This is a genomic window from Paenibacillus puldeungensis (assembly GCF_042678945.1).
GTDB lineage: Bacteria > Bacillota > Bacilli > Paenibacillales > Paenibacillaceae > Fontibacillus > Fontibacillus puldeungensis.
Map to the genome: position 1 here is coordinate 1 of NZ_JBHTLM010000029.1, position 16,906 is coordinate 16,906.

The 16,906-nt window shown below is 46.7% G+C and carries 15 protein-coding genes, 1 tRNA gene and 1 rRNA gene; 15 read left to right on the forward strand and 2 right to left on the reverse strand.

Going from position 1 to position 16,906, the window contains the following annotated elements:
- From rrf to ACFQ3W_RS24000, 14 genes are all read left to right on the forward strand, one after another.
- A 5S ribosomal RNA gene (gene rrf / locus ACFQ3W_RS23935) occupies window positions 1-87 on the forward strand; the annotation flags it as partial.
- Between the two features lie 611 nt (window positions 88-698).
- Entirely contained in the window at window positions 699-1,481 is a 783-nt protein-coding gene (locus tag ACFQ3W_RS23940) for an RNA polymerase sigma factor (protein ID WP_379321752.1), read from the forward strand.
- Between the two features lie 18 nt (window positions 1,482-1,499).
- Window positions 1,500-2,102, forward strand: a complete 603-nt coding sequence (clpP, locus tag ACFQ3W_RS23945) for an ATP-dependent Clp endopeptidase proteolytic subunit ClpP (protein WP_379321753.1) — start codon at window positions 1,500-1,502, stop codon at window positions 2,100-2,102.
- Between the two features lie 595 nt (window positions 2,103-2,697).
- Window positions 2,698-4,155, forward strand: a complete 1,458-nt coding sequence (gene guaB, locus ACFQ3W_RS23950) for an IMP dehydrogenase (RefSeq protein WP_379321754.1) — start codon at window positions 2,698-2,700, stop codon at window positions 4,153-4,155.
- A 122-nt stretch (window positions 4,156-4,277) separates the two neighbouring features.
- The gene (locus tag ACFQ3W_RS23955; RefSeq protein WP_379321755.1) at window positions 4,278-5,702 is read left to right on the forward strand and encodes a D-alanyl-D-alanine carboxypeptidase family protein; all 1,425 of its coding nucleotides are present in this window, start codon (window positions 4,278-4,280) and stop codon (window positions 5,700-5,702) included.
- Window positions 5,703-5,792: 90 nt separating this feature from the next.
- The gene (gene pdxS, locus ACFQ3W_RS23960; RefSeq protein WP_379321756.1) at window positions 5,793-6,674 is read left to right on the forward strand and encodes a pyridoxal 5'-phosphate synthase lyase subunit PdxS; all 882 of its coding nucleotides are present in this window, start codon (window positions 5,793-5,795) and stop codon (window positions 6,672-6,674) included.
- A gap of 117 nt (window positions 6,675-6,791) precedes the next feature.
- Entirely contained in the window at window positions 6,792-7,370 is a 579-nt protein-coding gene (gene pdxT, locus ACFQ3W_RS23965) for a pyridoxal 5'-phosphate synthase glutaminase subunit PdxT (protein ID WP_379321757.1), read from the forward strand.
- 185 nt (window positions 7,371-7,555) lie between these two features.
- Entirely contained in the window at window positions 7,556-8,839 is a 1,284-nt protein-coding gene (serS, locus tag ACFQ3W_RS23970) for a serine--tRNA ligase (protein WP_379321758.1), read from the forward strand.
- A 61-nt stretch (window positions 8,840-8,900) separates the two neighbouring features.
- Window positions 8,901-8,989: transfer RNA gene (locus ACFQ3W_RS23975), tRNA-Ser, on the forward strand.
- A 160-nt stretch (window positions 8,990-9,149) separates the two neighbouring features.
- The gene (locus tag ACFQ3W_RS23980) at window positions 9,150-9,779 is read left to right on the forward strand and encodes a TetR/AcrR family transcriptional regulator (RefSeq protein ID WP_379321759.1); all 630 of its coding nucleotides are present in this window, start codon (window positions 9,150-9,152) and stop codon (window positions 9,777-9,779) included.
- Between the two features lie 5 nt (window positions 9,780-9,784).
- Entirely contained in the window at window positions 9,785-10,663 is an 879-nt protein-coding gene (locus ACFQ3W_RS23985; protein ID WP_379321760.1) for an alpha/beta fold hydrolase, read from the forward strand.
- A 133-nt stretch (window positions 10,664-10,796) separates the two neighbouring features.
- Window positions 10,797-10,955, forward strand: a complete 159-nt coding sequence (locus ACFQ3W_RS23990) for a small acid-soluble spore protein P (protein WP_379321800.1) — start codon at window positions 10,797-10,799, stop codon at window positions 10,953-10,955.
- A gap of 215 nt (window positions 10,956-11,170) precedes the next feature.
- A complete protein-coding gene (locus ACFQ3W_RS23995; RefSeq protein WP_379321761.1) occupies window positions 11,171-12,130 on the forward strand; it encodes a YitT family protein in 960 nt (319 codons plus the stop codon).
- Window positions 12,131-12,233: 103 nt separating this feature from the next.
- Window positions 12,234-13,307: a DUF6612 family protein gene (locus ACFQ3W_RS24000; protein ID WP_379321762.1), complete on the forward strand. Its 1,074-nt coding sequence runs from the start codon at window positions 12,234-12,236 to the stop codon at window positions 13,305-13,307.
- Between the two features lie 103 nt (window positions 13,308-13,410).
- Here the strand turns inward: ACFQ3W_RS24000 and ACFQ3W_RS24005 are convergent, their stop codons facing one another.
- A complete protein-coding gene (locus ACFQ3W_RS24005) occupies window positions 13,411-14,055 on the reverse strand; it encodes an SGNH/GDSL hydrolase family protein (RefSeq protein WP_379321763.1) in 645 nt (214 codons plus the stop codon).
- A 99-nt stretch (window positions 14,056-14,154) separates the two neighbouring features.
- Window positions 14,155-14,646, reverse strand: coding sequence for a tRNA adenosine(34) deaminase TadA (tadA, locus tag ACFQ3W_RS24010; RefSeq protein WP_379321764.1), 492 nt, complete (start codon window positions 14,644-14,646; stop codon window positions 14,155-14,157).
- A 364-nt stretch (window positions 14,647-15,010) separates the two neighbouring features.
- On the opposite strand from tadA, the gene ACFQ3W_RS24015 reads away from it, so the two are divergent.
- Window positions 15,011-16,906: an ATP-binding protein gene (locus tag ACFQ3W_RS24015; RefSeq protein WP_379321765.1), complete on the forward strand. Its 1,896-nt coding sequence runs from the start codon at window positions 15,011-15,013 to the stop codon at window positions 16,904-16,906.

Here is a 16,906-nt window from a genome sequence, read left to right on the forward strand (position 1 = left end):
GTACCCATCCCGAACACGACCGTTAAGCCCTCCAGCGCCGATGGTACTTGGACCGAAGGGTCCTGGGAGAGTAGGACGCCGCCAAGCCATAAAGAGCACTGCCGATCACACGGTGGTGCTCTTTTTTTGGCTAAACGGTGTAAGTATTGGGCGGTGCCACGTTAGAGCTAGGGATTAACTGTATTTCGTGCAGTTATTTTTTCGGTTTTTGCAGAGTGAGAGAAAGTAAGTGTAAAAAGTACAGCTAAATGAGCCGAAATGGCGGAGTAGGCGGTAGTGGGCTTGTTTTAAATGCACTTTTTACAACTAAAGTTCAAAAATGAGATATGTGGGGCCAAATAGATGTACTTTTTGCATTTATTTGGCTGTTCGTGCATAGAGTGACTAGAAACCAGCATTCTTCGGAAAACGAAAACTTTCCAGTGTCGGCGTTAAGGTACTGTAGAGGATGGGGCCAAAGAATAATGTAAGACACATCAAGCGATCGAGAGCACTGCCGGATCATCGGTGCCCTCTTTTTTTTATGCGAATGTTGTGAGTACCAGTATAAAAGGTTAAGGATAAGCTGAATATGTTTGCATCATCTCAACCTTGAGGCGAGAATATTTATATACACCGTATCGAATTAGTTCAAAATTTCGTTTATTACAGTGAGGCAAAAAAACAACTGGTTGCTAACAAAAGGAGGTGGTGTAGTCGTGCCCAGAATATCTGTGAAACACCGGACCTTGGATAGGGTATCGGATGAAATTGACTTTTCCGCATGGATCCAGACCCAGCAGGAGGCGCTTCGCCGATATTGCCGTCAGCTAGCAGGATCAGCATGGGAAGGCGACGACTTGGCACAGGATACCTGGCTCAAGGTGTGGTCAGTTGCTCGCGGTCGGAACGGCATCACGATATCCCGTGCTTATTTATATCGGACGGCCCGGAACGCATGGATTGATCGGCATCGGAAAAAACAAATCCTGGCCGATTCCTGGCCTACAGATGAACTTCCAGATCCACAGATCGATACGGTTACCGTATGGTCCGCCATGGAGACGTTAGTCAAGCAACTGACTTCTTCACAGCGGGTTGCGCTTTTGCTGGTGGATATATTTGAATATACGGCTGCGGAAGCGGCGGAGTTAATCCAAACGACGGAAGGGGCCGTTAAGGCAGCTCTCCATCGCGCGCGGGTGAAGCTGCGCAGCTCTTTGGGTCGATCCGAGCATGTAGACAGGAAGCTGAGCGGGACGTCTCAGGGGCCTAAGGGGCATGACGATTTTAATCAGGATATCGTATATGCTTACATGGAGGCTTTTCGCCAGCAAGATACAATGGCATTGGCCATGTTGTTCAATGCTAATCAGCCACAAGAGCTGATTCCGACGATGACGTTGCAATCTTACCGCAGAAACAAGAGAAATCTTGTTTCCGGTCTACACCAATCCCATCACAGCAGCCATTCTTTAATGGTTATGACATTAGCTGCCTAACCCAAAGGAGGAGTATCCATGAGTTCAGTGATTCCTTATGTCATCGAGCAGACAAGGCAGGGGGAGCGGTCCTATGATATATATTCACGTTTGCTAAAGGACCGAATTATTTTTCTCGGCTCGGCTATAGATGACCAGGTTGCGAATAGTATTATCGCGCAAATGTTATTTTTGGCTGCTGAGGACCCGGAGAAGGACATTCATTTTTATATCAATAGTCCAGGAGGTTCTACTTCAGCCGGCTTTGCTATTTATGATACGATGCAGTATGTGAAGCCGGATGTTCAGACGATATGCGCGGGGATGGCTGCATCCTTTGCTGCGATTTTGCTTTTAGCGGGGGCGAAGGGGAAACGATGTGCCCTGCCTAGCAGTGAGATCATGATTCATCAGCCGCATGGTGGTGTCCAAGGACAGGCGAGTGATATCGAAATTAGTGCAAGACGTATAATACGCACGCGGGAGAAGTTGAACGCTATTGCTGCTGAATTTACCGGACAGCCGCTGGAACGGATCGAAAAGGACATGGATCGCGATTATTTCATGACGGCGGAGGAAGCACTGGCTTATGGGGTGATCGACCGGGTTATCTACAATGAGCATCAAAAGGCTTCCAGTTAAATAATCAGCGACTTATAAATACGGAGGCAGAATGGGTCAAACCGGATAACGGATTTGTAGCCCGCTCTGTCTCCGTTTTTTTGTGCTATACTTATCATTTGAGAATCGATTTAATCATATTAGGGAAGCACTACAAACGAGTAAAATAAGTCCAAAAGCCTAAAATTTAAGCTATGTTCACGGTGAAAAGACATTCGTTTTCCGTAGAAAGTCGCTTGACTTTTTACAGCCGCTTTTCCTTGACAGCCCATGGGGCCTTTGCTAAGATGGCAATAATATATTTTTGTAAGTGACGTTTTAGGTCTTGTTGTATAAGGTTTGTTTAATAAGTCGTCTTTCAGTACGAGGCATTGATTGAGAAGAAGACAAGCTTCCATAATGCTTCTGGAAAATGAATTAAAGGGTTCTGAGCTAAAGACGATGACAGACCCCAAGTTTCTACATCTGAGCCTCTGCTTCCTTATATGCCAAGAACCATGCTTCCGCTTTAAGCGGGCTTTTTATTTGCAGTGAGAGTCGTCGCTTGACGTTTTTCTTATTGGAGTGTCATGAAGAAAACCGGCTATTCAAATTCAATTAAGGAGGATCATTTACGGTGTGGGAAAGTAAATTTGACAAGGAAGGCTTAACGTTTGATGATGTGCTTCTAGTTCCGCGCAAATCGGAGGTACTGCCAAAAGAAGTCGATATATCGACAAGACTTAGCGACAAGGTGAAGCTGAATATTCCGCTGATCAGCGCTGGGATGGATACGGTAACGGAAGCGGCTTTGGCCATTGCAATTGCACGGGAAGGCGGCATCGGAATTATCCACAAAAATATGCCGGTCGAACAACAAGCCGAGGAAGTGGATCGGGTAAAACGTTCCGAGAGCGGAGTTATTACGAATCCGTTCTCGTTAACACCGGACCATTTGGTATCTGACGCGGAGCAAGTGATGGGCAAGTTCCGGATTTCTGGCGTTCCGATTGTGAATGAAGAGCACAAACTGGTCGGGATTTTGACGAACCGCGATCTTCGCTTCGTTCACGATTACAGCATCAAAATTAGTGAAGTCATGACTCGCGAAGAGCTCGTTACTGCACCCGTAGGGACGACACTGCAGCAAGCAGAAATTATTTTGCAGCAGCATAAGATAGAGAAGCTTCCTTTGGTGGACGAGAATAATGTGTTGAAGGGACTTATCACGATTAAGGATATCGAGAAAGCGATACAGTTCCCGAATGCGGCCAAGGATGCTCAAGGACGGTTGCTTGTCGGTGCAGCAGTCGGCATTTCCAAAGATATGATTGAACGGACCGAGGCTTTGGTTCAAGCAGGTGTCGATGTTATTACATTAGACTCCGCACATGGTCATCATATCAATATTCTTGAGGCAGTGGCTAAGCTCCGCAAACTTTATCCGGATTTGACAATCATTGCTGGCAACGTAGCGACCGGGGATGCGACAAGAGCGCTGATCGAAGCGGGCGCCTCTGTCGTGAAAGTCGGTATCGGTCCGGGTTCGATCTGTACAACTCGCGTCATTGCCGGTATCGGTGTTCCGCAAATCACTGCCGTATACGATTGTGCGACGGTGGCTCGTGAATACGGTGTGCCGATCATCGCTGACGGCGGTATTAAATATTCAGGCGAAATCACAAAAGCAATTGCAGCAGGCGCTCATGCCGTCATGCTCGGAAGCTTGTTTGCCGGCACGGAAGAAAGCCCTGGCGATTCGGAAATATACCAAGGACGCCGGTACAAAGTGTACAGAGGTATGGGCTCGTTGTCGGCCATGAAGCAAGGCAGTAAGGACCGCTACTTCCAGGACGATGACAAGAAGCTCGTTCCGGAAGGGATTGAAGGCCGGGTTGCTTACAAAGGACCGTTGTCCGATACGATTCATCAATTAATCGGTGGACTTCGCTCTGGAATGGGCTACTGCGGTACGAAGACGCTCGACGAGCTGCGGAACGATACGCAGTTTATTCGGATTACGGGCGCTGGCCTGCGCGAAAGCCATCCACATGATGTGCAAATTACGAAGGAAGCACCGAACTACTCTCTGTAATCTATCAACAATCTACCAATACTCACCATAATTTTCCACACAAAGCAGGGCGATTTCCGCCCTGCTTGTCTTTTTTTGCAGTATACCCTGTGATAGAATAGATAAAGCAAATGAAAGAGAATATGAGGGGAGCTTTAAGGGCATTGAAACTCAAAACACCAATACGTAAACAAACTACATCAAAACGGCGTTTCCTGCGCAAGAGCGTAGCTTCCGTCATGCTGCTGAATATGTTGTGCTTCTCCCTAGTGCCGGCTATGGCTATGGCAGAGACAAATCAGGCAGCAGGAGCTGCTTCGACGAAACCTGCGGCAGCACAAGCTGCGACCACCTCAATTCCTTCGGTTCAATCACTGGGCCTACAAGTAAAATCGGCTGTTTTAATAGAGCCTGTATCGGGACAAGTTCTCTTAAATGTGAATGGCGACGAGGCGCTGCCTCCAGCCAGTATGACAAAAATGATGACAGAATATATCGTTGCAGACCTTGTGAAAAAGGGCAAATTTAAATGGGATGATGTTGTAACGGTTGGGAAAAACGCCTCCGAAACGATCGGTTCACGGATTTTTCTGGCTGAGGGAGATCAGCATACTATAAAAGAGTTATATATCGCCATGGCGGTAGGCTCGGCGAATGATGCTACGGTTGCTTTGGCCGAGCATGTTGCTGGTTCCGAGCAAGCTTTCGTCAAGATGATGAATGACGAAGCAAAGCGGATGGGCATGAAGACGGCACACTTCGCCAATTCTACCGGACTTGACATTGCCGACATGCCGAAAGAATTCCGGACTCCAGGGAATCAGGAGACTGTGATGTCCGCGATGGATGCAGCGATTTTGGCAAAATACATCGTTACGGATCATCCGGATTTTACCCAGTTTACGACGATTCAAAACTATAAATTCCGCAAGCGTGACACAAAACCGATGGTTAACTGGAACTGGATGCTGGAAGCCAATAAAAACGTAACAAATTTTAAGCAATATGCTTATCCAGGGCTGGACGGCTTGAAGACCGGACATACCAAAAATGCCGGCAACTGCTTTACCGGGACGGCTGTTCGCAACGGAACGCGGTTGATCAGCGTAGTTATGGGAGCGAAAACAGAAGGAGCCCGTTTTGTTGAAAGCCGCAAAGTGCTTGACTACGGATTCAACAATTTTGAAGTTAAACAAATCGTTCCACCTAAAACGACGGTTACCGGTGCGGAGAATGTTACCGTTAAGAAAGCGAAAAATACTTCTATTCCAGTAGTCACTGACCAAGCTGTTAGCTTTGTTGTGCCGAAGGGTGTAGATACAACGAAGATTCAAACCAAGGTTGCCTTGGCCGAGGAGGGCAGCCTGACAGCGCCGCTGAAGCAAGGAACCAAGGTGGGTACGGTGACATACTCCTTTAAGGCGCCAGGGCTGGAGCAAACGCTGGAGAAGACCGTGAATTTGATTACGGCCCAAGATGCCGAGAAAGCGGGCTGGTTCAAGCTGCTGATGCGTGCGATCGGGGATTTCTTTAGAGATCTGTTCAATGGGATAAAGAATCTTTTTTAAAGTAGATGCATAAATTCCGAGTGAACGGGTTGTATATTTTAGGCGAATATTGTAAAATATCAAGTTAGATTATTATCGGGAGGCGTGAATATGGAAACAGGAACATCGCGTGTAAAAAGAGGTATGGCTGAAATGCAAAAAGGCGGCGTTATTATGGACGTCATGAATGCAGAGCAGGCCAAAATTGCAGAAGCGGCCGGTGCTACAGCCGTTATGGCATTGGAACGTGTTCCTTCGGATATTCGGGCAGCCGGTGGCGTCGCTCGTATGGCAGACCCTACGATTGTTGAAGAAGTCATGAAGGTCGTCTCCATTCCAGTTATGGCGAAAGCACGGATTGGCCATTATGTAGAAGCGAAAGTTCTCGAATCGCTCGGGGTAGACTATTTGGATGAGAGCGAAGTGCTCACCCCAGCGGATGAAGTGTTCCATATTGATAAACGGGATTTCACTGTACCGTTCGTGTGCGGTGCAAAGGACCTTGGAGAGGCATTGCGCCGGATTAGCGAAGGCGCATCGATGATTCGTACGAAAGGCGAACCGGGAACTGGCAATATCGTAGAAGCAGTTCGGCATATGCGTCTCATCAACAGCCAAATTCGCAAGGTTCAGAATATGTCTAAAGACGAATTGTATGCTGAAGCCAAAAATCTTGGCGTAGCTTACGATTTACTGTTTGAAGTTCACGAACTGGGCAAACTGCCGGTCGTTAACTTTGCTGCTGGTGGCGTAGCGACCCCGGCCGATGCGGCACTGATGATGCACCTTGGTGCAGACGGTGTGTTCGTAGGCTCCGGTATTTTTAAATCCGATAGTCCTGAGAAATTTGCACGTGCCATTGTGGAAGCAACAACACACTATACCGACTATAAACTCATTGCCGAAGTTTCCAAAAACCTTGGAACTCCGATGAAGGGGATCGAAATCTCTAAATTGTCCGCGTCTGAACGTATGTCTGATCGCGGTTGGTAATAAGAAACGAAGCAGCTGATGAATTGAAGCTTTAGCTGATGCCGTCCCGGGCACTTTTGCTTTAGGCATAGGAGCCAGGACGGGCGCGGCTAAGCTCCAGCAGAAAGAAGGTTTGTCATGAGAGTAGGAGTGTTGGCGCTGCAGGGCGCCGTATCCGAGCATATTCGAAGCTTAGAGAACGCCGGAGTCGAAGGAGTCGCCGTAAAGCATTCCGAGGAGCTCAGCGAGCTGGATGGATTGATCATTCCTGGCGGAGAGAGTACGACGATCGGCAAGCTGATGAGAAAATACAATTTTATTGAAGCAATTCGCGATTTTTCCGGACAAGGGAAGCCGGTATTTGGAACATGCGCCGGTTTGATCGTTATGGCGAAGGAAATTGAGGGCGGTGAAGATGCGCACCTCGGTTTGATGGACATCAAGGTATCCCGGAACGCCTTCGGTCGCCAGCGTGAGAGCTTCGAAACCGACTTGACTGTCAAGGGATTAGATAATCCGCTTCGGGCGGTATTTATCCGAGCCCCACTCATTACTGCAGTAGGGGATGGGGTAGAGGTACTATCTAAGTACGAGGATGAAATCGTAACGGCTCGGCAAGGTCATCTGCTCGTGTCGTCGTTCCATCCGGAGCTTACGGATGATTATTCACTGCATGCGTATTTTGTAGAGATGATCAAGCAAGCCAAGCAGCCGTAACCAGAGACCTTGACTCCGTTGATGGGTTAAGGTTTTATCTGTTTTTAAAAGAGATGGTCGCTGTGCTGAGTGATTAAGCCGGCCTCAATTGAATTATGTTTTCCGGCGTTTTCCGAAAGCAGCCCTTCCGAGCGTTTCCTCATTCGGCAGGTCTGCGGGGGGGATATTCTAGGAGGGACTACTTTATGTTAGATGTCAAAATTATTCGAAACGATTACAAGCGAGTTGAAGAAGCGCTTAAAAACCGCAGAAAGTCGCTGGATTTAATATCGGGCTTTCCACCGCTGGATGAGAAGCGCCGGGAACTGCTTCAAGAGAGCGAATCGCTGAAGAATCGCCGGAATACCGTATCGGCGGAAGTGGCACAACGGAAGAAGAACAAGGAAGATGCGGATGAACTGATTACTGAAATGCGCCAGGTTGGGGACCGCATCAAAGAGCTGGACGAGGAAGTCAGAGCGCTTGAAGAGCAAATTGAGCGGATGTTGATGGCCATTCCGAACATCCCGCATGCGAGTGTACCTGTCGGCGCCACGGAAGACGAAAATGTGGAGGTTCGGCGCTGGAGTGAGCCGAGAGCTTTCGATTTTGCGCCAAAAGCCCACTGGGATGTAGCTTCCAATCTGAATATTTTGGATTTTGAGGCCGCGGCCAAAGTAACAGGCTCCCGCTTCACCTTTTATAAAGGACTTGGGGCCCGCCTGGAACGTGCCTTGATTAATTTTATGATGGATTTGCACAGCAACGAGCATGGCTATGAGGAAATGCTTCCTCCTTATATCGTGAACCGGGACAGCCTGTATGGAACCGGACAGCTTCCAAAGTTCGAAGAAGACCTGTTCAAGCTGACAGAAGAGGGTTATTATCTGATTCCAACCGCTGAGGTGCCGGTAACCAACTACCATCGCGACGAAATTTTGAATGCTGAAGACCTGCCTCGCAAATATGTAGCGTACAGCTCCTGCTTCCGCTCGGAGGCCGGTGCGGCTGGCCGTGATACCCGCGGGCTTATTCGTCAGCACCAATTCAACAAGGTCGAAATGATCAAGATCGTTCGTCCAGAGACGTCTTATGACGAGCTGGAGAAAATGACCAACAATGCAGAGCGTGTGCTGCAGTTGCTGAACCTGCCTTACCGTGTAATCGCACTCTGCACCGGGGATCTTGGCTTTACGGCTGCAAAAACATACGATCTGGAGGTTTGGCTGCCGGAAAGCGGCATGTACCGTGAAATTTCCTCCTGCTCCAATGTTGAGGATTTCCAAGCCCGCCGGGCAAACATTCGCTACCGTCCGGAGCCGAAATCGAAGCCGGAATTTGTGCATACGCTCAATGGATCGGGTCTTGCTGTAGGTCGTACGGTCGCTGCAATTTTGGAAAATTATCAGCAAGAGGACGGCAGTGTAGTCATTCCTGAGGTGCTTCGTCCGTACATGGGCAATGTAGAAAAAATTACCAAGCGCAAATAGCTTGCGAACCTGAATTTAATGTGGTAGAATCTGATTTGTTACGCTAATCGGATTCACCTATGGAGAGGTACCGAAGCGGTCATAACGGGGCGGTCTTGAAAACCGTTAGGGTGCAAGCCCACGTGGGTTCGAATCCCACCCTCTCCGCCATACATAATGAAACAAAGGACTTAGCCTTCGTGGTTTAAGTCCTTTTTTGTTTAATATTTTAGTTACAACACCTTGAAATGATAGAAATCACATTGACAGACTAACAGTTGTTAGGTACGATTTACCTAACAGTTGTTAGTCTATTTTATATGGGGGACATATGGAGCATCTCGAACAGGACACGAAAGAAAGAATTCTGAACGCCGCATTGGATCTGTTTTGCATAAACGGCTACACTACAGTTTCTATAAGGGATATTGGCAAGACTGTAGGTATCAAAGAAAGCTCAATCTATTATCACTTCAAGAATAAGGAGGACATCCTTCAAACCATATTTCAACAGACAGAGCAATGGACGGAGATTCACAAAAATAATTTCAATGATAAGTTGTACCTCGCTACAAAGGTCAACTGCGAACAGTTTATTGGAGCCGGTATTACATATATCCTAGATTATTTGCTTGATGAGAGAATCTATAAGTTCATTCGGCTGCTGACCATTGAAAAACAACGAAATAAAGAGGCCGCAGACATGTATCACAAACTGCTCTTTGCTACTCCTCTGGAGCATCAAAAAAATGTTTTTTCGATAATGATGGAAAAAGGATATATCAAGGAGGACAACTCAGACGCTCTTGCTGCAGAGTATCAATCCATGATTCTATTTGTGTTTCTAAAGTATTTTTCGGATCCTCAAGCGGTTGTATCGGAAGTAAAGTCAGCGGCAAAGAAGGAACTGTCCACTTTGTTAATGCGTTTTTTTATTCATTATTTTAACGAGGTGAAATAGATACAATGAAAATCTACAGAACGCAAAAGGCTCAGAGAAACATCTTGTCCACCTACGATCGTTTGCTTGCCGAATGGGGCACCGAAGTATCACAAATTGATATCATGACACGCTATGGCAGTACCCATGTTAATATGTTTGGCGAAGCAGACGCACCTCCAATTCTGCTTTTTCACGGTGTTGGTGATGACTCTGCTTTAATGTGGATTTATAATGCCGCCGCGCTTGCCCCCCATTTTCGGCTTTATGCGGTTGATACTCTTGGTGGTCCAGGAAAAAGCATCCCAAATACTAGCTATAATAAAGAGTTTGATGATGCAGTTTGGATCGATGACATACTGGATTGCCTAGAACTTGAGCATGTGGACATTGCCGGTGTTTCACACGGGGGATACCTCGCACAATATTATGCGCTTGTGAGGCCGGAACGCGTGGGGAAGGTTATTTCTATGGCATCGAGCGTGTCAGCCGGTTCAGCTGGAAATCCCGTGAAAACGATGCTTCGAATATTTTTGCCGGAAGCACTGTTTCCGACTAAACAAAATACGAAAAAGTTACTTATGAAGCTTTCCGGAAGAAACAGCGCTGCCTTTACTGGAAATCCGCTGATTGTTGAACATTTTACATACCTTATGCGGGGTTATAATAATATGGCTATGGGTTATCACAAGGTTACAGGATTTACCGATGAACAAATTGACCTCATACGAAGCAAGGTACTCTATTTGGTGGGGGAGGCTGATCCTTTTTCCCAGCTTGGCGGAAAGGCCGTACTGGAAAAGTATCAAATGAATGTTCAATTCTTTGACGATGTCGGGCATGGAATTAACCACGAAATAGCTGATGAAATAAACAGGATCCTCATAGAGTATTTTAGTAAATAGTTGCCTAACAGTGAGGCGCTAAGAGGAGATTAGGTGTGCTCCCCTTAGATATTGCATAATGCTGGGGTATTCGACACACATTAACCCTGATGGTGACTTTAGCACCGATAACGAAGGGGAGGATGCAATCGCTATGACTAAGCCGCAAACGTACCAGACCTCTGCAGGTCATGATGGACCGAATCCCGATCAACGGGAGCATAAGCATGGCGGAGGGCCGGAGCCGTTGTCAGGCTCTAAGAAGGTAAAAAACCGGAACCACGTTAGCCATAACAATCCCGAAGGGAGCTAAGCCCTAAGCCCCTTTCCTCACGATCGGGAACGGCCGATCTGGTTTTGCCGAGGAACGATCACCTCAACCGGCAGGTTGGGGTTTTTTCTTGGACAGATCTTGAATCGAACCAAACTTGCTTGTCCGAATTTTGAATTAAGCAAGACATCAAGCAGATAAAATGTCATAATATAATTAGGGTTTAGGACATACGTACCCAAATAGGAAAGGGAGAGATGAAAGAAAAAACAATACTAAACGAAAGGATTGTGATGCGTTTGAACTCAATTGGCCCTAACAGCAACGTTCCTTCGGTCCCTACCACTCAGCAGGTCCGCCAGCACAAACAGCGGACGTTAAGCAGCATCCTGTTAAAAGCGCTATTTATTTTCGCCGGAGCCGCAATCGTCTCCGTAGCGTTGGAGTTATTCCTCGTTCCAAATATGATTACCGATGGCGGCATTACCGGTGTTTCCGTGATGACCTCTTATCTTTCCCATTGGCCGCTCGGTATTTTTCTGTTTCTCTTCAATCTCCCGTTTCTTATTGTCGGATATAAGCAAATCGGCAAAACATTTGCGTTATCCACGCTTTTTGGCATTACCATTATGTCGATCGGTACGGCATTGCTCCACCCTGTCGAAGCTTTCGTCCATGACACCCTGCTTGCATTTGTATTTGGCGGGATTCTGCTCGGCCTTGGCACCGGGATCGTTATTCGTGCCGGAGGATCGCTGGACGGAACGGAAATCGTCGCCATCCTGTTATCTCGCAAGCTCCCCTTTTCTGTGGGCGAAATTATTATGTTTTTCAACTTCTTCATTTTGCTCAGCGCCGGGTTCGTATTTACGTGGGAACGCGCTCTTTTCTCTTTGCTTGCCTACTACATCGCCTATAAGACGATTGATATCGTTGTAGATGGTTTAAATGAATCCAAATCGGTGTGGATCATCAGTGATCAAATCGATGAGATTGGAGACGCCATACTGAACCGACTCGGCCGTGGCGTAACTTATTTGTCTGGTGAAGGCGGGTTTTCCGGGGATCCGAAGCGTGTTATCTTTTGCGTGATTACCCGTTTGGAGGAAGCGAAGCTGAAAGAAATTGTGAACCACTATGATGAAAGTGCATTTTTGGCTGTCGGAAATATCCATGATGTGAAGGGCGGAAGATTCAAGAAAAAGGCAATACATTAAATTTAAGATGTATCTTCCTAATCACATCTAAATGGTTTATGATATGTAAGGGTTTGAAGAATAAAGGGGAACTTGCCAGTACAGGTGGGAGAGAGGAGATCTAATGTCTAAAAGGTTTTTGATGTCCGTATTGCTTCTGATGGTGATGAGCGTAGCGGTGTTATCCGGCTGCAACTCAACCAAACCTCCGAAGGAGGCGCTGAGCAGTGCGGCGGTGCAAGCTTTGAAAATGGATTCATATGTATTGAAGAATCAAGTCAAAATTTTGGATTTTTCCGTGGATGCGGCCTCTGCTGAAGATCCGCAAGTGAGCAGCATGCTCTCGATGCTGAAAAATGCGGAAATCAATATCCAGCAAACGTACCAAAAGGATCCGATGCAGACGGAAGCGAAATTCGAGATCAAGCTAGCAGGAGATGTAGCTACGACAATCACGATTCCTTTTGTGATGACGAAGGAAAAAATTTATGTGAAAATCCCGAGCGTTCCGTTCTTGCCGATGCCGGAAAATGTGGTTGGTAAATTCCTTGTCCTCGATCTGAAGGAACTGGCTGAGAAAAATGGTCAAGAGTTCAGCGCGGACTTGTTCGATACGCAAAAGACCCAGAAGCTTTCAGCTGAGTTGACTGCGGCGATTTTCGGGGCTTACGATACGGAGAAATACTTTAAAAATATCGAGCCTAAAGATGCTTCCTTGCCGGAAGGCTACAAAGCAAAGCAAGTCGTTCAATTCTACATTACGAACGATACTGTGAAGGATGCTGCGACGATATTTGTTAACAAGGTAATGCCTGATCTTCTTGATATTATCGGAAAAGAAGAATATCGTTCGATGCTTCAAGTGAAGCCGGAGGATATTGCTGATATGAAGAAGGAACTGAAGGAAGGCAATCAAGATGAGCTTGGCAAGGCGCTGGATGATATGAAGAAAAATCTGAAGATCAATCAGTTTACCGCCAATACAGCCATTGACGAAAAGAACTACCCATCTTACCAGGACATCAACGCCAATGTTGAAGTCAACGATTCGGAAACCAACAGCAAGGTTAAGCTCTCGATGCAAGTGAAGAGCCAATTCAGCAAAATCAACGAGAAGCAAACCTTTGAAATTGGAATTCCGAAGGACACGATTACTTTGGAAGATTTAGAAAAGGAAATGGGCAGCTACGGATATTAATCCGAACAGGATGCCTTAAACAAACAAATGCACCCCATCGAAAGGTTGGAAATATCCAACGATTTTCGTGGGGTGTTTTTTTTGCTGAAAATAGGTAGTGGGGTCAGAAAAGGCCTTCTGCGACTTTTAACCATTCTCTTGCAATCAGCTCATGACCGGCTGTAGTCGGATGGACCCCATCCCAGATCCAATAACTAGGCTCAGCGATTTCGGCGGCGTGATCAAACGCCTCTTGCAGCGGCACAAACAGGGTATCAAACTGTTCCGAGAGTTCCCGTACGATGCGCTGATAGTTCGTAATAAGTTCTTTCCAGTTGTCCCATTTCTCTGCCGGGGCTCCAACTTTTAAAGTAAACGGCTCACACAGGATCAGCTTGGTCTGTGGAAGCACTTCTTTCGTCTCGGTGAGCAGATGGCGGTATGCTCTCTCAAATCGATCTGTGGCCCCTCTAGGGTCATTAAAAAAGATCCCCCACGCATCGTTTACGCCGGCCAGGATACTAATGACGTCAGGCTGCAAACTAATTGCGTCTTCATTCCAGCGTGCATACAAATCCGAAACCCGGTTTCCGCTAATTCCACGGTTTATAAACAGCGGCATTTGTTCCGCCAATTCTACTCCCAATTTACCGGTTATGATAAAAGCGTAGCTATGACCGATGATGTGGTTAGGATCCTCGTCCCGTCCTCGGTTGCCATCTGTGATGGAATCGCCTTGAAACAAAATAATTTTTCTCTTTTCAGGCATTACGCATTCTCCTTCTCCTCAACTTATAAGAGATGATTTTTAATAAATGCTAACCATCTTTGATTAAAGCATATCCAAGTATGATGAAACCATGATAAATCACTTACCCCGAAGCTTTCGAAAAAAAGAGGTTAGCAGAGTCGCGCATTCCTCCTGCAAAACGCCAGCAGTTACTTCCGTACGGTGATTAAAGCGGGGCTCCTGCAATAGATTCATCAGCGTACCTGCACAGCCAGCCTTGGGATCAGGCGCACCATAAATGACATGTGGGACACGGCATTGCACGATCGCACCTGCGCACATTGGACAAGGCTCCAGCGTAACGTAAAGCCGGCAATGCAGCAGTCTCCAGGCACCAATTGCCTTGCTTGCTTCGTGTATGGCTATCATTTCGGCGTGGGACGTTCCATCTCTTGAGCTTTCCCGCAGATTATGCCCCCGGCCGACAATTTCATCTCCGCGAACGATTACAGCGCCAATTGGAACCTCACCAATGGCTTCGGCTTTCCAGGCTTCCCTAATCGCTTCCTCCATCCAATGTTCATGTGGATAAGATGAGGGAGGGGGGATCAAAGTGGATGGTTGTGACATATGTAAAAATTCAGCTCCTTTTAAGCATATTCACAGGGTTTGTCCAACGAACAGGCATTCGTTGTTAACATGTTGTGGGTAACATTGTGTATAAGTGACTATTTATCCCCTGTTTTATACACATATTATACTCAAGGCTTGTTAATATGTTCATAACATGTGGATAACTAATCGATTTGTCCCCTTTGGGACATTGTTCTGCCATTGTGATCGTCTCCACGTAGGTATTTTTCCTTATTGTAGGGAAAGGTTATGGGAATTTCAACGTCTTTGCAAAACTTGTCGTAACAGGTATGATGAGAGTAGAATATGACGGATTGCCATATATATCCAATGTTCAGGCTTCCGAGGGTGAGGTGAAAGCTTGACAATAAAAACAAAACTTGCCTTGACTATAACCTGTTTGGCTTTAATTACAGTATCTTTGAATATCTCATTAAGTTATTTAACAACACGGGACAATCTGCGGAAAGACAGCGAAGCAAACATGTTGTTAACAGCAAAACACATCGCACTAACTGTAGAACAGAGTCGTTCTGTGTATAACTATGTCAAGTCTCCGCTTGGCAAAACTATGGATCACGGGGTAACCGAGGATATAATGGAGATGACCAGCCCGGAGAGAATTACTCGGGAATCTATGAGCACAAACAACAGCCTCCTTGAAATTACCGGGATTGATCCGCGAGATTTCGATACGAATAATATTCTATTCGGTTCTTACCGCTACAAAAATGATCCCATGGTGGAAGAGGCCTCACGGGAGGCGCTCCGAAAAGGAATCAGCCTACTTAAAGATACGAGAATCGGCGGACAGCGTGTGCTGGAAAGTTATGTCCCGATTATGTCTGATGCCGAGCATCCTTATGTCATTCGAATTATTTCCAGCTATAAGCCGATTTCATCGGCAATCTCCAAGCAGGTACTCAGCCAGTTTGCGGTGTCGTTCTTTCTAATGATTATCATGGGGGTTGCCAGCTACGTTGTAGCGGGAAGGCTTATTCACCCCATTCATAATATATTAGGCCATGTTAGTCAGCTAGCTTCAGGCCGGTTTGATACACGGCTGAGGGTTGACCGAAAGGACGAGTTTGGCCTGCTTGCGAACAAAATCAATGCTATGGCCGACAGCCTGGGCAGCTATACCGCAGAACTCAAATGCAAAAGCGAAGAGAATCGTTCGGTAAAGGAATACCTCGAATCAATCATTAATCAGACTGCAGATGCAATTCATATTACAGATATGGAAGGTAAGGTGCTTAAGGTCAATTCGGCCTTTGAGATACTTTACGGATGGAGCCGCAAAGAAATTGTTGGTACGAGCCTGGATTTTGTCCCTTCCTTTGCGGATGAGAACGGTCCGAAATGGCATCAAGAGGCGGAATTGCTCGGCAAGGCCGTCCCGGTACTGATTGAAACGCAGAGAATGCGCAAGGATGGCAGCAGGGTAGATGTTAGCATAAGTGTGTCGCCAATCTTTAACCAAGACGGTAAAATAACTGCACTGATCAGCATTTCCCGAGATATGACAGAGCACAATAGGGTTGAGGAGCTCTTGAGACGCTCGGAAAAGCTTACAACGGTTGGACAGCTGGCCGCCGGAGTCGCGCATGAAATTCGCAATCCGCTGACCACACTTCGGGGGTTCCTGCAGATGCAGCAAAGATCGCAAAAAGTCAACACCATGCACACGGATGTGATGCTGGCTGAACTTGACCGAATTAATCTGATTGTCAGCGAGTTTTTGATATTGGCCAAGCCACAAGCTGTACAATATCAAACCAAAGACATTCGCTTTACGTTAGGTGATGTGATCTCATTTCTGGATAGCGAGGCGCATTTGCGTAGCGTAGAATTTGCATTATTTTTCCCTGAAGCGCCGGTTTTGGTACACTGTGAAGAGAATCAATTGAAGCAAGTATTCATCAATATTCTGAAGAACGCGATGGAAGCTATGCCGAAAGGCGGCATTGTTACGCTCCGGCTGGAGACAGACCAAGTAGGTAAGCAAGCTATTTTGAGGATCGTCGACGAGGGAGAAGGTATAGCGAAGGAGCGGCTGCACAAGCTAGGCGAGCCTTTCTATACGAACAAAGAAAAGGGCACCGGTCTCGGCCTAATGGTCAGCCAGCGCATCATTGAGGGGCACCGGGGAACACTGGCTATCGAAAGCGAGTTGGGACTAGGGACAACCGTAACCATTAGGCTTCCCATTGGAAATCTAGCGGAAGCGGCAAAATCAGATCATATTGCAGGTTAA